17 protein-coding genes and 1 pseudogene are annotated in these 16,058 nt (G+C 72.0%); 8 read left to right on the top strand and 10 right to left on the bottom strand.

Going from position 1 to position 16,058, the window contains the following annotated elements:
- Together ACWD11_RS33215 and ACWD11_RS33210 are read right to left on the bottom strand one after the other, a co-directional pair.
- The coding region (locus ACWD11_RS33215) for a maltotransferase domain-containing protein (protein WP_451287562.1) at positions 1-593 on the bottom strand (593 nt) is incomplete at its 3' end.
- A gap of 72 nt (positions 594-665) precedes the next feature.
- On the bottom strand, positions 666-965 hold the full coding sequence (locus ACWD11_RS33210; RefSeq protein ID WP_389420277.1) for a DUF5133 domain-containing protein: 300 nt from the start codon (positions 963-965) through the stop codon (positions 666-668).
- 303 nt (positions 966-1,268) lie between these two features.
- On the opposite strand from ACWD11_RS33210, the gene ACWD11_RS33205 reads away from it, so the two are divergent.
- Positions 1,269-1,781 carry a pep a2 gene (locus ACWD11_RS33205; protein ID WP_451287560.1) on the top strand — a complete coding sequence of 171 codons (513 nt, stop codon included), beginning with the start codon at positions 1,269-1,271 and terminating at the stop codon, positions 1,779-1,781.
- On the top strand, positions 1,778-3,922 hold the full coding sequence (gene glgX / locus ACWD11_RS33200) for a glycogen debranching protein GlgX (protein WP_389420279.1): 2,145 nt from the start codon (positions 1,778-1,780) through the stop codon (positions 3,920-3,922). Before ACWD11_RS33205 ends, glgX begins: the two co-directional genes overlap by 4 nt.
- On the opposite strand, the gene ACWD11_RS33195 is transcribed toward glgX, so the two are convergent.
- Positions 3,919-4,722, bottom strand: coding sequence for a VOC family protein (locus tag ACWD11_RS33195; RefSeq protein ID WP_389420280.1), 804 nt, complete (start codon positions 4,720-4,722; stop codon positions 3,919-3,921). The genes glgX and ACWD11_RS33195 overlap by 4 nt on opposite strands.
- 165 nt (positions 4,723-4,887) lie before the next feature.
- Here ACWD11_RS33195 and ACWD11_RS33190 point away from each other — a divergent pair, with 165 nt between their 5' ends.
- Positions 4,888-5,238, top strand: a complete 351-nt coding sequence (locus tag ACWD11_RS33190) for an ANTAR domain-containing protein (RefSeq protein WP_389420281.1) — start codon at positions 4,888-4,890, stop codon at positions 5,236-5,238.
- Here the strand turns inward: ACWD11_RS33190 and ACWD11_RS33185 are convergent.
- Positions 5,235-6,053 carry an RNA polymerase sigma factor SigF gene (locus ACWD11_RS33185; protein ID WP_451287557.1) on the bottom strand — a complete coding sequence of 273 codons (819 nt, stop codon included), beginning with the start codon at positions 6,051-6,053 and terminating at the stop codon, positions 5,235-5,237. The genes ACWD11_RS33190 and ACWD11_RS33185 overlap by 4 nt on opposite strands.
- 426 nt (positions 6,054-6,479) lie before the next feature.
- Between ACWD11_RS33185 and ACWD11_RS33180 the strand changes: the two genes are divergently transcribed.
- Positions 6,480-6,995 (top strand): hypothetical protein, encoded by a 516-nt coding sequence (locus ACWD11_RS33180; protein WP_451287555.1) that lies wholly within the window; start codon positions 6,480-6,482, stop codon positions 6,993-6,995.
- Positions 6,996-7,009: 14 nt separating this feature from the next.
- Here the strand turns inward: ACWD11_RS33180 and hemC are convergent, their stop codons facing one another.
- Entirely contained in the window at positions 7,010-7,945 is a 936-nt protein-coding gene (hemC, locus tag ACWD11_RS33175) for a hydroxymethylbilane synthase (RefSeq protein ID WP_451287553.1), read from the bottom strand.
- Positions 7,946-8,069: 124 nt separating this feature from the next.
- Positions 8,070-9,257, bottom strand: coding sequence for an MFS transporter (locus ACWD11_RS33170; RefSeq protein ID WP_451287551.1), 1,188 nt, complete (start codon positions 9,255-9,257; stop codon positions 8,070-8,072).
- A gap of 74 nt (positions 9,258-9,331) precedes the next feature.
- Between ACWD11_RS33170 and ACWD11_RS33165 the strand changes: the two genes are divergently transcribed.
- The gene (locus ACWD11_RS33165) at positions 9,332-10,330 is read left to right on the top strand and encodes a DUF5937 family protein (RefSeq protein ID WP_451287549.1); all 999 of its coding nucleotides are present in this window, start codon (positions 9,332-9,334) and stop codon (positions 10,328-10,330) included.
- Here ACWD11_RS33165 and ACWD11_RS33160 read toward each other — a convergent pair.
- The 3 genes from ACWD11_RS33160 to ACWD11_RS33150 form a co-directional block, all read right to left on the bottom strand.
- Positions 10,308-11,327: a questin oxidase family protein gene (locus ACWD11_RS33160; RefSeq protein WP_451287547.1), complete on the bottom strand. Its 1,020-nt coding sequence runs from the start codon at positions 11,325-11,327 to the stop codon at positions 10,308-10,310. The genes ACWD11_RS33165 and ACWD11_RS33160 overlap by 23 nt on opposite strands.
- A gap of 93 nt (positions 11,328-11,420) precedes the next feature.
- Positions 11,421-12,197: an NPP1 family protein gene (locus tag ACWD11_RS33155; RefSeq protein WP_451287545.1), complete on the bottom strand. Its 777-nt coding sequence runs from the start codon at positions 12,195-12,197 to the stop codon at positions 11,421-11,423.
- Positions 12,198-12,327: 130 nt separating this feature from the next.
- The gene (locus ACWD11_RS33150) at positions 12,328-13,308 is read right to left on the bottom strand and encodes an ATP-dependent DNA ligase (RefSeq protein ID WP_451287543.1); all 981 of its coding nucleotides are present in this window, start codon (positions 13,306-13,308) and stop codon (positions 12,328-12,330) included.
- A 183-nt stretch (positions 13,309-13,491) separates the two neighbouring features.
- On the opposite strand from ACWD11_RS33150, the pseudogene ACWD11_RS33145 reads away from it, so the two are divergent.
- A pseudogene (locus ACWD11_RS33145) lies at positions 13,492-13,738 on the top strand (hypothetical protein); the annotation flags it as partial.
- A 92-nt stretch (positions 13,739-13,830) separates the two neighbouring features.
- On the top strand, positions 13,831-14,298 hold the full coding sequence (locus ACWD11_RS33140; RefSeq protein WP_451287541.1) for a peroxiredoxin: 468 nt from the start codon (positions 13,831-13,833) through the stop codon (positions 14,296-14,298).
- Positions 14,299-14,304: 6 nt separating this feature from the next.
- Here the strand turns inward: ACWD11_RS33140 and ACWD11_RS33135 are convergent, their stop codons facing one another.
- On the bottom strand, positions 14,305-14,745 hold the full coding sequence (locus ACWD11_RS33135; protein WP_451287566.1) for a cupin domain-containing protein: 441 nt from the start codon (positions 14,743-14,745) through the stop codon (positions 14,305-14,307).
- A 217-nt stretch (positions 14,746-14,962) separates the two neighbouring features.
- Here ACWD11_RS33135 and ACWD11_RS33130 point away from each other — a divergent pair, with 217 nt between their 5' ends.
- Positions 14,963-15,937, top strand: a complete 975-nt coding sequence (locus ACWD11_RS33130; RefSeq protein ID WP_451287539.1) for a TauD/TfdA dioxygenase family protein — start codon at positions 14,963-14,965, stop codon at positions 15,935-15,937.
- Positions 15,938-16,058 lie beyond the last annotated feature (121 nt).

Here is a 16,058-nt window from a genome sequence, read left to right as displayed (position 1 = left end):
AGGGCCCGCTCCCGCTCCACCAGCAGCGGCAGCGGATCCGACGCGGTCACCAACTCCCGCAGCGGATACCGCGACAGCACCGCATCCACCTCGGGCCGGAAAGCCGCCGCCAGCCGGGTCACGACCGGCAGCGAGTCGTCCCGCAGGGTGCCGGCCGCACGAAGAAGAACCTTTCGCCGCCCGGCGGGAACCCCGGCCGCCGCCCGTTCCAGGATGTCCGCGCCCTCCTCCAGGACCACCCCGGTGTCGATCCGCGCCGGGACCTTGATGCGGGCGGTGTGCCGCCAGGTGGCCACCGGATCGCTCCACGCCTCCACATGGAACGTCCAGTGCCCCTCGGCGTGGGGCGTGACCTCGGCGCCCCAGCGGTCGCTGCCCGGCGCCAGTTCGCGCATCGGCGTCCAGGGACCGGGACGGCCCTCGGGATCGCGCAGCACGACATTGGCGGCCACGGCATCATGCCCCTCCCGGAACACGGTCGCCGAGACCTCGAACGTCTCGCCCACGACCGCCTTCGCCAGGCGCCTGCCGCAGTCCACGGCCGGCCGGACATTGCGTACCGGGATACGGCCGATGGCCGCGGTTGCCTTCATGGTCTCGCCTCCGCCGTGCTCATGGCCGGACCCTCCAGGGCCCGGCCGGGGATTCAAGCTGTGCCGGCAGGTCTACCGGCCGGCCCGGGAACGCCGCTTGGCCCTCGGTGGGCCCCGTCTCGCGGCGACCCCCGGACGGGGACGCTCGGTCTGCTCGCGCAGATAGGTGCCGAGGCTGCTGCGCAGATAGCGCTCGGCCGCGTCCGCGGCCTCGCGCGCGCAGCGCTTGCCCATCAGCACGCACAGCGTGTAGCCCGAGTCCTCGAAAGTGGCCCGCACCGCGCGGTCGTCCGGGGACGCGAGCATGACGCGCTCCCAGGCCCGATAGCGCCCAAGCTGGCGGGCGACTTCGGCTTTGGCCGGTAGCAACATGACGCCGTTCACCTCTCGGGATTCAAGGCACGAAACCACACGGTGGGGGTGGTCGTGCGCGCGACACGGATGCCGTACGGGGATGGAGGTCTTCACTCATGGTGCACGTGCGGCGACCCAGCGTCTTGTTAGAGCTTCAACGAACTCGAAGGATCCCCCGGTTGACTCCTCGTGTTGCACGAATGGCGTAGCCCTCCCACTCTTGAGGTGACTCAGAAGCGATCAATGCTCACGCTTCGCGTTCGGGGCCCGTCCCGCGGGGACGGGGGAAGCGCCGAGCCTCGCCGGTGAGGAGCCAACAAGATGAAGACCGCAGTGCCCTGCTACTACCACCTCGACGTGGAAGTCAGCCCGGAACGGGTCGGACAGGTCAGGCGCATCCTGGCCGCTCACCTCCGGTTCTGGGACCTGGAGAACCTGGTGGAGCCCGTGTGCGGCGGTGCCGAACTGCTGCTCAACGCCATCGACGAGCACGCCACGGACAAGAACACGTCGATCGAGATGTGGTGGAACGGACAGCACCTCATCACGGCCATCGGGGACCACAACCGTGATCTGCGCCCGGACCAGGATCTCCGCGCCTGCCTGGAGCACATCGCCGCGATCAGCGACGGCTGGGGGTGCTGCGCCACGGACACCGGCAGCAAGGTCATCTGGTTCTCGCAGCGTGCCCGCGCCGGCGAGCGCGTCCCGCTGGTCCCGACGGCCCCGGCGCCCAGCCTGCGTGAGGGCCTCGACGTGCCCCGTGAAGTCCCGGCCGCCGCACTGGCCGGCCCGGCGAGCACTCCGGAGCGAGTGCTGGAGGAGGCGCGGTGACCGCGCGCAAGCATGGTGCAGGGGTGCACGCCTGGAGCGGGCACCCCTACCCGCTGGGTGCCGCCTACGACGGCCAGGGCACGAACTTCGCCCTGTTCAGCGAGGTCGCCGAGCGGGTCGAGCTGATCCTGGTCGACGACGCGGGCAAGCACACCGGCGTCGAACTGACCGAGGTCGACGGTTTCGTCTGGCACGGCTACCTGCCCGGTGTGGGCCCCGGCCAGCGGTACGGCTACCGGGTGCACGGTCCCTGGGCCCCGTCCGTCGGCCACCGGTGCAACCCGGCGAAGCTGCTGCTGGACCCGTACACGCAGGCGGTGGACGGGCAGATGGACAACCACGCCTCGCTCTTCGAGCGCGCCCCCGAGGGCCCCGCCCCGGCGGACAGCGCCGGGCACACCATGCTCGGCGTGGTGACCGACCCCTACTTCGACTGGGGCGACGACCGTCCACCCAGACGGCCGTACGCGGACACCGTCATCTACGAGGCCCACGTCCGCGGCCTGAGCCGCACCCACCCGGACGTGCCCCCCGAACTGCGCGGGACGTACGCCGGCCTCGCGCACCCGGCCGTCGTCGAGCATCTGACCTCGCTCGGGGTCACGGCCGTCGAGCTGATGCCCGTGCACCAGTTCGTCCAGGACGGCGTGCTGACCGACCGGGGCCTGTCGAACTACTGGGGCTACAACACCATCGGCTTCTTCGCGCCGCACAACGCCTACGCCGCCCACGGCACCCGGGGCCAGCAGGTCTCCGAGTTCAAGGCGATGGTGAAGGCGCTGCACGAGGCCGGGCTCGAAGTGATCCTCGACGTGGTCTACAACCACACCGCCGAGGGCAACGAGAAGGGCCCCACGCTGTCCTTCCGGGGCATCGACAACGCCTCCTACTACCGGCTGGTGGACGGCGACTGGTCGCACTACTACGACACCACCGGCACCGGGAACAGCCTGCTGATGCGGCACCCCTACGTGCTCCAGCTGATCATGGACTCGCTGCGCTACTGGGTCACCGAGATGCATGTCGACGGCTTCCGCTTCGACCTCGCGGCGACCCTGGCCCGCCAGTTCCACGAGGTGGACCGGCTCTCGGCGTTCTTCGACCTGATCCAGCAGGACCCGGTGATCAGCCGCGTCAAGTTGATCGCCGAGCCGTGGGACGTCGGCGAGGGCGGCTACCAGGTGGGCAACTTCCCGCCGCTGTGGTCGGAGTGGAACGGCATGTACCGCGACACCGTGCGCGACTTCTGGCGCGGCGGCGAACACACCCTCGGCGACTTCGCCTCCCGGCTGACGGGCTCCTCCGACCTGTACCAGCACAGCAGGCGGCGGCCGCGCGCCAGCGTCAACTTCGTCACCGCGCACGACGGTTTCACGCTGCGCGACCTCGTCTCGTACAACGACAAGCACAACGAGGCCAACGGCGAGGACAACCAGGACGGCGAGAGCGACAACCGGTCCTGGAACTGCGGTGCGGAGGGCGAGACCCGCGATCCGGCCGTGCTGGAGCTGCGCGCCCGCCAGCAGCGCAACTTCCTCGCCACGCTGCTGCTGTCCCAGGGCATCCCGATGCTCTGCCACGGCGACGAGCTCGGCCGCACCCAGCGCGGCAACAACAACGCCTACTGCCAGGACAACGAGGTCTCCTGGATCGACTGGCGGCTGACCGAGGAGCAGCGCTCCCTCGCCGACTTCACCCGGCACGTGATCGGACTGCGCCGCGCCCACCCCGTACTGCGCCGGCGTCGCTTCTTCCGCGGTGAGACGGTGACGCACGCGGGCCAGCCGCTGCCCGACCTGGTCTGGCTGCTGCCGGACGCCCGCGAGATGGCGGAGGAGGACTGGCTGCGCTCCGACGCCCACTGCGTCGGCGTGTTCCTCAACGGCGACGCCATCGCCGAGCCCGACCCGTGCGGCCGGCCCGTCGTGGACGACTCCTTCCTGCTCCTGCTCAACAGCTACTGGGAGCCGGTGGAGTTCCAGCTCCCGGACGCCACCTACGGCGAACGCTGGACCACCCTGATCGACACCGCGGAACCGGGGGCCCCGGACGAGACCGAGCACAAGGCGGCCACCACGATGACGGTCACCGCCCGCAGTCTCGTCCTGCTGTCCCGCCCGTCCCGTACCGCGGGGAACTAACGCCCGCGGCGGGAGGTCACGGTGAACTGGGCGCCGTCGGAGTCGCGCAGCACGGCCTCGTCCTCGTCCTTCGACAGGACGCTGCCGCCGTGCTGCTCCGCGGCCCGGGCGCAGGCCGCCACGTCGGGGACGGCGAAGTGGACCTGCCAGTGCGGCCGGATGGTGGGATCGGGGGCGGCACCGAGCGCCCCCGACTCGATCTTGGCGACCACGTCGCCGCCGCTGCGCAGCACGACCTCGTCGCCCTCGTAGTTCACCTCGCAGCAGCCGGGGCGCTCCGAGGCCCAGTCCAGCACCTCGCCGTAGAAGATCGCGGAGTCGAAGGCGTCGCGGGTGTGCAGGCGGATGAACGCGGGGGTGGAGCGGCGCCAGGTGTCCCAGTCGCCGACCAGCTCGCCCTCCCAGATGCCGAAGGTCGCGCCGTCCCGGTCGGCGAGCAGTGCCGCGCGCCCGGGCGGGAAGGAGATCGGCCCGACCGCGGCCGTACCCCCGCGCTCCTGGACCCGGGAGACGGCCTCGTCCGCGCTGTGCACGGCGAAGTACGGCGTCCACGCGACCGCCATCTGCCACATCGTCGCGACGGCGGCGATCCCGGCGACGGGCACGCCGTCGGCCAGTGCGATCCGGAAGTGCTCGCCGAGCTTGCCGGTGCGCCAGCGCCAGCCGAGGACGGCACTGTAGAAGTCCTCGGTGCTCTCCAGGTCACGGCTGGTCAGGCTCACCCAGCAGGGTGCGCCGAACACGGAATGGGTGGAGACGAGGTCCTTCGTACCGCTGGGGGTCTGCGTGTGGTGGTTCATGGCTGTCCTGGTCTCGCCGGGCCGGCGGCCACCGGCGTCTGTTCCCAGTGTCCGGCCGGTACCTCTGACGGCGCCTGCCGAGTACCCCGGCCGCCGCGCTGAAACAATGATGATTCCACCCTTTGCCCAGTGGCATACCGCTGCCCGAGTGATGAGGATGGATGCGTGACCCAGGTACCCCGCGAGCCCGACGAACAGTCCCGACGGATCTCCGAGCTGCAGCGGGAGGTAGAGCAGCTGAAGGAGGCCGTCGCCTCGCACGCCGTCGTGGACCAGGCGATCGGGATGATCGTGGCCCTGGGACGGGTCGCCCCGGCCCAGGGCTGGGCGGTCCTGAAGGACGTCTCCCAGCACACCAACATCAAGCTCCGCAATGTCGCGGACCTGATCCTGATCTGGGGCCGCGACGGTCGGATGCCCCCGGAGATCCGCGCCGAGCTGGAGGACGCGCTCGACCGGCACGGTCCGACGCAGATCCCGGGGACGCCAGGGGCCCCGCAGGGCCCTGGCTCCTAGCGGTGCTGGACGAGCAGCTCCTCGCGCAGCCGGGATTCACCCAGCTCCTCCCGCAGCTGGGCGAAGCAGCCGCTGAGCAGTCGCGAGACGTGCATCTGGGAGATCCCCAGCTGCTCGGCGATGCGGCTCTGCGTCATGCCCTGGAAGAACCGCAGATACAGGATGGTGCGCTCGCGCTCGGGCAGCTTCTCCAGGCACGGCCGGACGGCGACCCGGTCGACGATGATGTCGAACCCCGGATCGGGCCCGCCGATCGAGTCGCCGAGGGCGTATCCGTCGGTGCCGGGCATCTCCGCCTCCAGTGACAGCGCGGAGAAGCAGTCCAGGGCCTCCATACCGGCGCGGACCTCGGCCTCGGTCAGCTCGGTGTGCTCGGCGATCTCCTGGACGGTGGGCGCGCGGCCCGTGCTGGTCTGCGACAGCTCCTTGTTGGCCTGCCGTACCCGGTTGCGCAGGTCCTGGACCCGGCGGGGTACGTGCAGCGTCCACATGTGGTCGCGGAAGTGGCGCTTGATCTCGCCGGTGACGGTCGGCACGGCGTACGCCTCGAAGGCGCAGCCACGGGCCGGGTCGTAGTGGTCGACCGCCTTGACGAGGCCGAGCGCGGCGACCTGGTAGAGGTCTTCGAGGGCCTCGCCGCGCCCCTTGAAGCGGACCGCGATGCGCTCCGCCATGGGAAGCCAGACCCGGACCAGTTCGTCGCGGAGCGCTTTGCGCTCCGGCCCCTCGGGCAGCCGTGCGAGCCGCTGGAAGTCGGCCGCGGTGTCGGGGGCGTCGTCGTGCGGGTGCTGCTTCGATCTGCCGGTGACGGGCATGAAGCGCACCTCCCTCAAAGGTGCCTGATGGGACAGTCACCGTGGGAGGCGCGGCGTCGAAGTACGCGGAGCACATCCAGGAACCGAAGCCGGGCTCCCACGGACGTGCCTCCTGTCCGAAGCACTTCGGTAAGAATTCCCCGACAAGGCGCTTCTGAAACAATTGACCCGGTTTCGGGGAATTTGCTGCATATTTCGACACTGGTCGAACCCGGTGTGTGAGGGCGCCCACAGATCGAGACGGCGGACGTGATGTGCGGCACGCTGGCGCACCCGCCCGCCGGGCCGGCCGGGCGATTGTGCCTGCGCAGCGCTTGATCAGCGATCAAAGCGGGTGAATGCGCTGGCCAGAGCCCATTCCGCTCATTTGACAGTGCGCTGAGCACACAGATAGGAAGCAGCTCTCTGAGGTCGAAGAGGTGCAGTGTGTGCGAGCCGAACGTGGTCGGGGACTGGCAGGAGTGCGACGAGCATGCCGGTCTGCGCGTCCGCGTCCACCGTCTGGAGCAGAACGAGCCTCCGCGGGGACGTGACGACGCCGCCGAAGGGCTGACCTACTTCAGCCTGCGCGTGACGGTCGAGAACCGCGGTGAGCGGCACTACGGCATCCACCTGGAGGACGGCCAGATCGACGTCCGGATCGGGTCCGAGGGGGAGAGCGCCTTCATCGACTGGCGCAATTCCCAGTTCATCGAGGGCTTCGACGTCTACCCGCTGCGCCGGGCCACCGCCGTGCTGTACGCGGCCGGTCCCGAGGCGAGCCTGAGCCAGGTCGACGTGCAGATCCAGCTGCGGGTCGAGGAGGAGTGGACCGAGCGCCGCCTGTGGGCGGGCGGCATCGGCCTGCACGAGGGCTCGGCGCACGCCGGGGCGGGGCGCGAGTGCCTCGCCCACCAGGTGAGCAACTTCCTGCGCGACCAGGCCGAAGAGGGCACCGCCTGACGCGGTGCCGAAGCTCAGTGCGGGATGCCGTCGATGATCTCGCGCGCGCCCTGACGCAGCAGCGCCACGGCGACCGAGGTGCCCAACGTGGCCGGATCCAGCCGCCCCGCCCACTCGTGGGCGTTGAGCCGGGTCTTGCCGTCCGGGGTGAACACGCACGCCCGCAGGGACAGTTCCCCGCCGTGATCCACGCGCGCGTACCCGGCGATCGGGCTGTTGCAGTGCCCCTGCAGGACATGCAGGAACATCCGCTCGGCGGTGGCCTCCCGGTGGGTGTCCGGATCGCCGAGGCCGCTGACGGCGTCGATGAGCCCGTCGTCGCCCTCCCGGCACTGCAGGGCGAGGATGCCCGCGCCGATCGGCGGCATCATCGTCTCGGGGGAGAGGACCTCGCTGATCACGTCCCGCCGACCGATCCGCTCCAGACCGGACACCGCGAGCAGCAGCGCGTCCACCTCGCCGGCCCGCAGCTTCTCCAGCCGCCGGTTGGCGTTGCCCCGGAAGGGCACGCACCGCAGATGCGGGTGGGTCGCGGCGAGCTGGGCGATCCGGCGCACCGAGGAGGTGCCGATGCGGGTGCCGTCCGGCAGTTCGTCCAGGGTGAGACCGTCCGGATGGATCAGCGCGTCGCGGATGTCGTCCCGTTCGAGGAAGGCGGCGAAGACGGTGCCCGCGGGGAGCGGCCGGTCGGCGGGCACGTCCTTGACGCAGTGCACCGCGAGATCGGCCTCACCGGCCAGCAGGGCGGCGTCCACCTCCTTGGTGAACGCCCCCTTGCCGTCGACCTTCGACAGGTCGCCCAGCCACTTGTCGCCGGTCGTCCGCACCGGCACGACCTCGGTCCGCACCCCGGGACGCAGGGCCGTCAACTCGGCGCGGACACGCTCCACTTGGGCGAGCGCCATGGGCGAGTCGCGGGAGACGATGCGGATCAGTTCGGGGACGGACATGCCGACACGATAGACCTTCCGATCACAACGGCCGTGCGCTACCGCTCGATTCCCGTCGCCCGGGACCGGCGTCGGCCGCAACAGGCGCACGGTCAGGGCCGCGAGCGCCCACGCTCCACCCGCCTCACCGCGCTGTGCGGTCCCGCGCGAGCACGGCGAGCGCCCCGGCCGTGAGCAGACCTCCGGCGAGAAAGGTCCCGCGCACGCCGACGGCCGTGAGCAGGCCGCCGCCGAGGAGGGCGCCGGCGGCCACGCCCGCGTTGAAGGCGACCGAGTTGGCGGCGAGGGCCGACTCGGTGCGGCCCGGGGCCACGTGGAGCACCTGGCTCTGCGAGGCCATGAACGCCGGACCGACGGACGCCCCCAGCAGCATCAGCAGGGCCACGGCCGCCACTTGGCCGTCCCCCGCCGCGTACAGGCCGAGCAGGGCGACGGTCTGGGTCGTGACCGGTACGGCGAGGGTGGCGCGCGGGAAGCGGTCCAGGAGCGGCCCGGTCACCGTGACCCCGGCCAGTCCCGCCGCCCCGAACGCCAGTAGCACGGCGCCGACCGCGGCCTCGCCGAACCCGCCGACCTCGTCGAGGAAGACGACGACGTAGGTGAACGCGGTGAACACGCCCGTCACCGACAGGGCGGTGGTGGTGACGACGATCAGGAAGCGCCGTCGGTCCGGGGCGACTCCGTAGGCCGAGTGGCTCTCCTGGGGGCGCGACGTCGGCAGCAGGACGGCCACCGCGACCAGCGACACCAGCGCGAGCGCGCCGAGCACCGCGAACGGGGTCCGCCAGCCGGCCTGCCCGCCGAGCCAGGTGCCGGCCGGCACGCCGAGCACCGTGGCCAGCGAGCCCCCGACCGACAGCAGCCCGATGATCCGGCCCCGCCGCTCGGGCGGGTACAGGCCGACCGCGACCGGGCCCGTCACCGACCAGTACAGCGCCTGCGCGAGCGCCGTCGTCGCGCGGGCGGCGAGCAACGGGCCGTAGGAGACGGCGTCGAGCGCCGAGACCCAGCTCGCGGCGGCGAGCAGGCCGAGCAGCACGGTCAGCAGATGGCGGCGGGGGATCGCGCGGGTGACGTGGGCGAGGGGCAGCGACACCACGACCACGGTGAGCGCGTACCCGGTGACCAGGACGCCCACGGCCGGGAGGGAGACACCGAGGTCGTCCGCCATGAGCGGGAGCAGGCCGACGGGGAGGTTCTCGGTGGTGTTGAAGGTGAACGCGGCCAGCATCAGCGCCGCGACGACGGCGCCCCGGCGCCAGGCGGGCCCGACGGCGGTGTGCTCGGCGGCTGTTGATCGGTAGTCGGTCATCGGGGTCAGGGTGCTGGGCCCGGCGGGGCACCTCTACTCTTTCGTCCTGGGCCGAATCACCCACGGAGACCGCCTTGCCCCTGACCCTGGACCTGGGCACCGAGGACCTGACGCGCTGCCGGTTCGCGATCTCGCCGCTGTGCCAGACCCACGAGGCGCTACGGCTGCTGCGCCGCCCCGCCCGGCACGGCTACCACCGCGGCTGGCCGCGCCGCGTCCGCCGTACCGTCGCCGGGCTCGACCTGTCCCCGCTGTGGCTGTTCATCCCGCCCGCGGGCGGCTACACCCCCGACTTCCTCGGCCCGCCCCCGGACGAGCCGTACCCCTCGATCGAGGACGAACTGGCGCGGATGCGCGCCACCGACCCGGCGCTCGCCCACGCCGAGATGGCCCGCTCCCTCGCCGGTACGCCGGGACTCGCCGCGTCGTCCGAGGGGCGCGCGGCGCTCGCCGATCCCGCCGCCACCGTCCGGCGCCTCGCCGACCTCACCGAGCGGGCCTGGCACGCCCTGCTTGCCCCGGACTGGCCACGTCACCGTGCCGTCCTGGAGGGCGACGTCGCCCACCGCTCCCGGCAGGCGGCGGACGGCGGCCTCGACGCGCTGCTCACCGGCCTGCACCCCGGCATCGGCTGGGCGGGACACACCCTGACCCTGCGCATGTACGGCGAGGTCGCCGACGCCCAACGCGCCGATGGCCGGGGTGTGCTGCTGATGCCGAGTGTGTTCGTGTGGCCGGATGTCGTCAGCGGTTTCGCCCGTCCCTGGCAGCCCACCGTCATCTACCCGGCGCGGGGGATGGGCCGCCTGCACGACAGCGGCCCGCCGAGCCCTTCACAGGCCATGGCCCGGCTCCTCGGCCACCACCGTGCCGCGCTCCTCACCGGTCTGGCCACCCCCGCCTCGACCACCGAACTCGCCGCCCGGCACGGCCTCGCGCCGTCGACCGTCTCGGCGCATCTGTCGGTCCTGCGGGAAGCGGGTCTGCTGGCCTCGCGGCGTGCGGGGCCGCATGTCCTGTACGGGCGGACCGAGTTGGGTGAGGTCCTGGTCAGGAGACCAGGGGCGGGCTGAGTTCGATCGCCCGCTGGGCCGCGGCGAGCGCGAGGTCGTCACCGACGTCCAGGGCCGTGTCGGTGAGCTTGATGACGTGCTCGTCGCCGTGGGCGAGGGCCCGCTCCATGACCTCCTCGGCGGTGAGCCGGACGGGCGGCTCGTAGGCCACCGGCTCGTCGGGGGTGTAGATCGCGGTGACGACGGCGGATGCGGTCCAGGCGGCGTGCAGGCTGGGCGCCCACAGCTCGCGCGGCAGCGAATCGAGCGTGCGCAGAACCGCGTTGGGGGCGGTGGCCGCGTGCACGAGCATGGTCGGCTCGCCGTGGCCGTGGGTGGCGTAGCGGTGGGTCGTGGCGCGGACGAGTTCGGTGAGCCGGTCGCGCGCGACGTCCGGGTCGGTCACGTCCTCCGCCCACGCGGGCAGCCGGCGCACGGCGGCCAGGCGGTTGCGGAATCCCAGGGCGCCCTCGCCGATCGGGGGCACGGCGTCCAGGGACGCCCCGGCGGTGGGCGCGCCCGGCAGTACGGCGAAGCCGGTCACGGGCTGGTGCCGGGCTGCCCAGTAGCCCAGCGCGTGGGCGAGTTCGGCGAGCCTCGGCGCGCTCTCACCGGCTTCGAGGGCGCGTACGGCGTGGCCGGCCCGGATGACGACATGCGTGGCGCCGCCGTACATCCCGGGCAGCAGCCGCGGCCACCACTCGGCGAGGACGTCCCGCCAGGGGCGGTCGGCGAGGGTGCGGGAGAAGTGGTCGGTCCAGTCCGCGATCCGCCGCGGATCGCCCAGCGCCGTACGCCAGTTGTCGTCCGTGACGGGGGCCAGGCGGTCGGGGAAGTCCTCGAGGCGGTCCTGGTACAGGTCCACCCAGCGGTGCACCGCGCCCGCGTGTCCGTGCGCGGCGAGGGCCTCGACGACCATGGGTGCGTGGTTGCTGAGCCAGCCCTCGCGTTCCGGACCGGCGGAGTGCAGGCGTTCCAGGGCTTCTTCGAGCTGTCCGCTCGTGTCGGTGGCGTCCATGGCGATCACGCTAGACAGCGGCCGGAGCCAACGGATCGGGCCCGGGGCGGAGGCGGGAGGCGGCGCTGGTCCTACGCCCCGGGCCCTACGGCGTCACGCGTACGGGTCGAAGGTGATCCCCGACGGCTTCGCGGAGGAGAGGTGGTTGCCGAAGGAGGCGTCCTTCAGGCCGAAGTTGGCGCTGCCGAAGTTGTACGCGACCAGCTTGTCGCGCACGCCCGAGGGGTAGCCGTGCCAGCCGACCAGCGGCGGGTACTGCCACGTGCGCTTGTGGTTCTCCGGCGGCTCGTCGTTGGCGTTGGCCAGGCGGAAGCAGTGGGTGCTGATGCCGTCCTTGTGGTACACGATCTTCGCGTGGGTGCCCTCGAAGCGGACGGAGGAGGCCGAACTCACGGTAAAAGAGCCGTGGTTGGACGTCGAGACATACTTCACGGCACCGCTCTGCACCCAGATGACGACGTGCTCCCAGTCGTGCCGGTGCCCGCCGATGCTGCTGCCCGCGAGGGCCTGGTCCTTCTCGAAGTACAGGCCGTACAGGTAGGCGCACCAGCCGTTGTTGCACTTGTAGCGCGAGTAGCTGTTGGTGTTGTCCAGGTCGGAGGCGTCCCGGCAGTTGTCGTTGAGGGCACCGGTGGGGTTGAGGCCGCCGTTGACGGTCCCGTCGGGGCCGATCGCGGGGGTGGAATAGCAGCCGTCCGTGTCGTAGTCGAAGGCCGGCTGGTAGGTGAACTCCGCGGACTCGGCGTTGGCGGGCAGCGCCGACGGCGGGGCCGCGAAGGCGACGGAGGGGAAGGCGATGACGAGGGCGGCGGCACCGGCGAGACCGGTGAGCCATCTCCTGCGGTGCTTCTTCGACGACGATGACGACACTGCGTCCTCCTCATGATGCGGGCGCAGCCCAACGGCTGTGGGGGAAGGGGGAGTTCAGCTTCCCGACTTTTCATGTCCGCGCCAAGAGGAGGTGGGCGTCCGAGCGGTTACGGGCACCCCAATATTTGGATCATGGCGGTGGGTCGGGCAGGTCCGCCGAGGACTCCTCCGGCGTGAGATCAGGCCGCAGCCGCAGCCACGACGGCTGCCGCAGCATCCCGGCCCGGGTGCGGGTGCTGAACCGCACCTCCCCGACCAGCCGCGGCACCACCCAGCGCGCACCGGGCGCCGCGGGCACGGGATCGAAGGGGCATACGTCCGTCGCGGCGGCCGCCAGCAGCCCGGCGAGCTCGTCCCGCTCCCGCCGGCTCCAGCCGGTGCCCACCCCGCCGACGTACCGCAGCCGCCCGCCGGCCCGCTGGCCCACCAGCAGTGCCCCCGGCAGGCCCGTGAGCCGTCCCTTGCCGGGCAGCCAGCCGCCCACCACGACGTCCTCGCTGTGCATGTTGCGGATCTTGATCCAGGCCCGGGAGCGAACCCCGGGCTCGTACACGGAGTCCAGCCGCTTGCAGACCAGCCCCTCCAGACCGTGCTCCCGGGTGGCCCGCAGCGCCTGCTCGCCGTGGCCGACTAGGGCCGCGGGCGTCGACCAGTGCGGCCCGTCGAGCCCGAGCCCTTCCAGCCGCTCGCGGCGCTCGGCATAGGGGAGCCGGACCAGGGGCCGTCCGGCCAGGTGCATCACGTCGAACAGCACCAGGTGCACGGGCGCCTGGGCGGCCCGGCGCGCAGCCCGTGCCGGGGCGTGGGCGAGCCCCATCCGCGACTGGAGCAGCTGGAAGTCGGCGCGCCCCCACTCGTCGAGGGCCATCACCTCCCCGTCCAGCACGGCGGGCGTGCTGCCGAGCGCCCCGCCCAGTGGGCGCAGCTCGGGGTAGGCGGCCGTGACCTCCTCCCCGGACCGGGCCCGCAGGACCAAGCCGCCGTCGCCGGTGAGGTAGACCACCACCCGCTGGCCGTCCTGCTTGGTCTCGTACGCCCAGCGCGCGTCCTGCGCGGCGGACGGGAGGGTGCCGGGCGTGGCGAGCATCGGGGGGATCAGCGGCAGGTTCACGGGGGAGTTCTCGACGGCCCGGCGGCCCGGCACGCCCCCGGACCCCGGGTTTCGCCTGAACGGCGGGACGCCGTCGTTGCGTAGGCTTCCGTTGCTGGAGCAGTCCGAGCGGCGGACCGCGGTGGCCGAGGGGACCGCGCCGGACCGCTCCGACCGGCCGGACGCCGCCACGGGTCTGGTCACATGTGGCGGACGCCGGCTACTGCGGGATGTGAGCCGCCCCGGGGTACACAGGCGCGCAACGAACGCCTGATGGCGCTCGCAGACGTACCGTTGGACCGCGCCGCCGTGGCGCTGCCGCGGCAGATCGCCGACAGCGGCGGCCCGCCTCGGGGTGGACGCCTCCTGCGTCACGCGTACCGTGCAGCAGCTGGGGAAGCCCGGCTATGTCACCCCGGCCGCGGCACCATCGCCGCGAGCCGTGCGGCGCCCGGCCCGGCCTGACCGGAAGCCACCGCTCTACGCTCCGGTAACATCACGCGGCAGACGGCCGACCGAGCCCGGACGACGGAGGGGTCACCAGTGAGCGCACGCGTGGAGATCGGGGACACGGTCGAGGACTTCGCCCTCCCCGACGAGACCGGCACCACCCGCAAGCTGTCCGAACTCCTCACCGAGGGGCCGGTGGTGCTCTTCTTCTACCCCGCCGCCCTGACCCCCGGCTGCACCGCGCAGGCCTGCCACTTCCGCGACCTGGCCACCGAGTTCGCCGCCGTCGGCGCCCGGCCCGTCGGCGTCAGCGGTGATCCCGTGGAGCGCCAGCAGGAGTTCGCCGAGCGGCACACGCTGGGCATGCTGCTGCTCTCCGACACCGACGGCACGGTCCGTGACCGGTTCGGCGTGAAGCGCGGTTTCTCGATGGCGCCGACCAAGCGGACCACCTTCGTCATAGGGCAGGACCGCACGGTGCTGGAAGTGGTGCGCAGCGAACTGCGCATGAACACCCACGCCGACCGGGCCCTGCAGGCGCTGCGCGGCCGGAACGGCTGACGCGGATCACTGGAAGGGGCAGCCCGGGTTCGGGGCGTCCTGCGAGAACGGCGCCCCGTGCGGCAGGACGTACAGCACATCGAGGACTATGGCCGTGTCACCGAGGTTGCGCCCGATGTGCACGTTGCCCGGACCGGCCGGCTCCTCGATGAAGCTCCCCTGCGGATAGACCCCGTCGGAGGCGCAGGACGAGTCGAAATGACTCAGCGTGCCCTCCTGGACGAAGGCGTACAGCGGACCGTCGTGGTAGTGCCATCCGGTGCCCTGACCGGGCGGAATGGTGATCTCCCGCAGGATGTAGTCGGTGCCGCCGATCGTCTTCTGGCTGATGACCCGGCCGGTGACTCCTGGCCCCGGGGGAGTGGCCTGGGCGGTACCGGCACCGCCCACGAAGAAGGTGGCGGCGGCCACCGCCGCGGTGACGGCGGAGCGGAGCGCGAAGCGCATAAGGGCCTCCCGGCCGAGATCGGACAGCGTCGACTTCGCCGTGAACATAGAGGCATCGGCGCGCAGTTGGGGGCGGAACCCGCGGATCCGCCCGGCTCGCCCGCTCCTGAAGCACCACGCAGGGGACGCAGTCCTCGTCAGGCGTGCCGTTTGCTGTCACGATCTTGCGGGGAACCGGCGGGGACCGGAGCCGGTGCCGACGACCGACGGAGCGCGCATGACGAGGGACAGGGCCACCGCGGAAGAAACGGAGCGGGCCGCGGGGATCGAGGTGAGACCGGTCGCCGGGCACATCGGCGCGGAGATCACGGGCGTGGACCTGGCGGCCGGCCCCGACGACGCGGTGGTCGCCGCGATCCGGGCGGCGGTGCTGCGCTGGAAGGTGGTGTTCTTCCGGGACCAGCGGCTCGACCACGCCGGACATGTGGCGTTCGCCCGCCGCTTCGGCTCCCCGGTCGTGCTGCCGCGCCGCGGGAAGGCGTCGCCGCCGGACTTCCCGGAGGTGGAGACGACCGCGGACCGGCTGGAACTGGGCGGCCGTTTCGGCATGGACCACGACGAGTGGCTGCGCCGCCGCCGGCACACCTTGCTGCGCGGCTGGCACTGCGACCACGGTGCCCGCGTCGACCCGCCCGCGGCGACGATCCTGCGCGCGGAGACGGTTCCGCCGTACGGCGGCGACACGACCTGGTCGAACCTCGCGGCGGCGTACGCCGGACTGTCGGCCCCGATGCGGGAGTTCGTGTCGAGGCTGAGGGCGGAACACCGCCTGGGCGTCGGCTACCAGCCCCGCCCCGGTGACGACGCCTACGTCCGCCACCTGCTCGACCACCAGGTGGCGACGCTCCACCCGCTGGTACGGGTCCACCCGGAGACGGGGGAGCGGATCCTGTGCGTCAACGGCTACTACGTGGAGCAGATCGCCGGTCTCTCCCGGCCCGAGAGCCAGGCTTTGCTGGACCTGCTCCTGGACCAGGCGGTCCGCCCCGAGTACACGGTCCGCTTCCGCTGGGAACCGGGCAGCGTGGCCTTCTGGGACAACCGCGCCACGATCCATCTGGCCCCGAGCGACAACGCCCACCTCGGTCACCCCCGGATCATGCACCGGGTGATGCTGGCCGGTGAGGTGCCGGTGGGGGTGGACGGGAAGGAATCGGAGCCGATCGTGGGGAGTGAGGCAGGGCGCTGGTGAGGGGTGGGCCGTTGTTTGTATGATCGGCGGCCCTGATCAGGGATTCCAGGGATTCCCAACACCTAACAAATCGGCCGAAAATTGAGCAACAGACCAGCACTCATACCTCCGCGAATAAGCG

It is taken from the genome of Streptomyces sp. NPDC002776 (genome assembly GCF_053592195.1).
Note: the sequence above shows the minus strand (reverse complement) of the source record. Positions and strands in the feature narration are given on the sequence as shown.

Bases quoted from the DNA above. Each gene is read 5' to 3' on its own strand.
- ACWD11_RS33135 (WP_451287566.1), bottom strand. From the start codon at position 14,745: ATGCGCTTCGCGCTCCGCTCCGCCGTCACCGCGGCGGTGGCCGCCGCC.
- ACWD11_RS33195 (WP_389420280.1), bottom strand. From the start codon at position 4,722: ATGAACCACCACACGCAGACCCCCAGCGGTACGAAGGACCTCGTCTCC.
- ACWD11_RS33130 (WP_451287539.1), top strand. From the start codon at position 14,963: ATGACGAGGGACAGGGCCACCGCGGAAGAAACGGAGCGGGCCGCGGGG.
- ACWD11_RS33210 (WP_389420277.1), bottom strand. From the start codon at position 965: ATGTTGCTACCGGCCAAAGCCGAAGTCGCCCGCCAGCTTGGGCGCTAT.
- hemC (WP_451287553.1), bottom strand. From the start codon at position 7,945: ATGTCCGTCCCCGAACTGATCCGCATCGTCTCCCGCGACTCGCCCATG.
- ACWD11_RS33185 (WP_451287557.1), bottom strand. From the start codon at position 6,053: ATGCCCGTCACCGGCAGATCGAAGCAGCACCCGCACGACGACGCCCCC.
- ACWD11_RS33160 (WP_451287547.1), bottom strand. From the start codon at position 11,327: ATGGACGCCACCGACACGAGCGGACAGCTCGAAGAAGCCCTGGAACGC.
- ACWD11_RS33205 (WP_451287560.1), top strand. From the start codon at position 1,269: ATGAAGACCGCAGTGCCCTGCTACTACCACCTCGACGTGGAAGTCAGC.
- ACWD11_RS33170 (WP_451287551.1), bottom strand. From the start codon at position 9,257: ATGACCGACTACCGATCAACAGCCGCCGAGCACACCGCCGTCGGGCCC.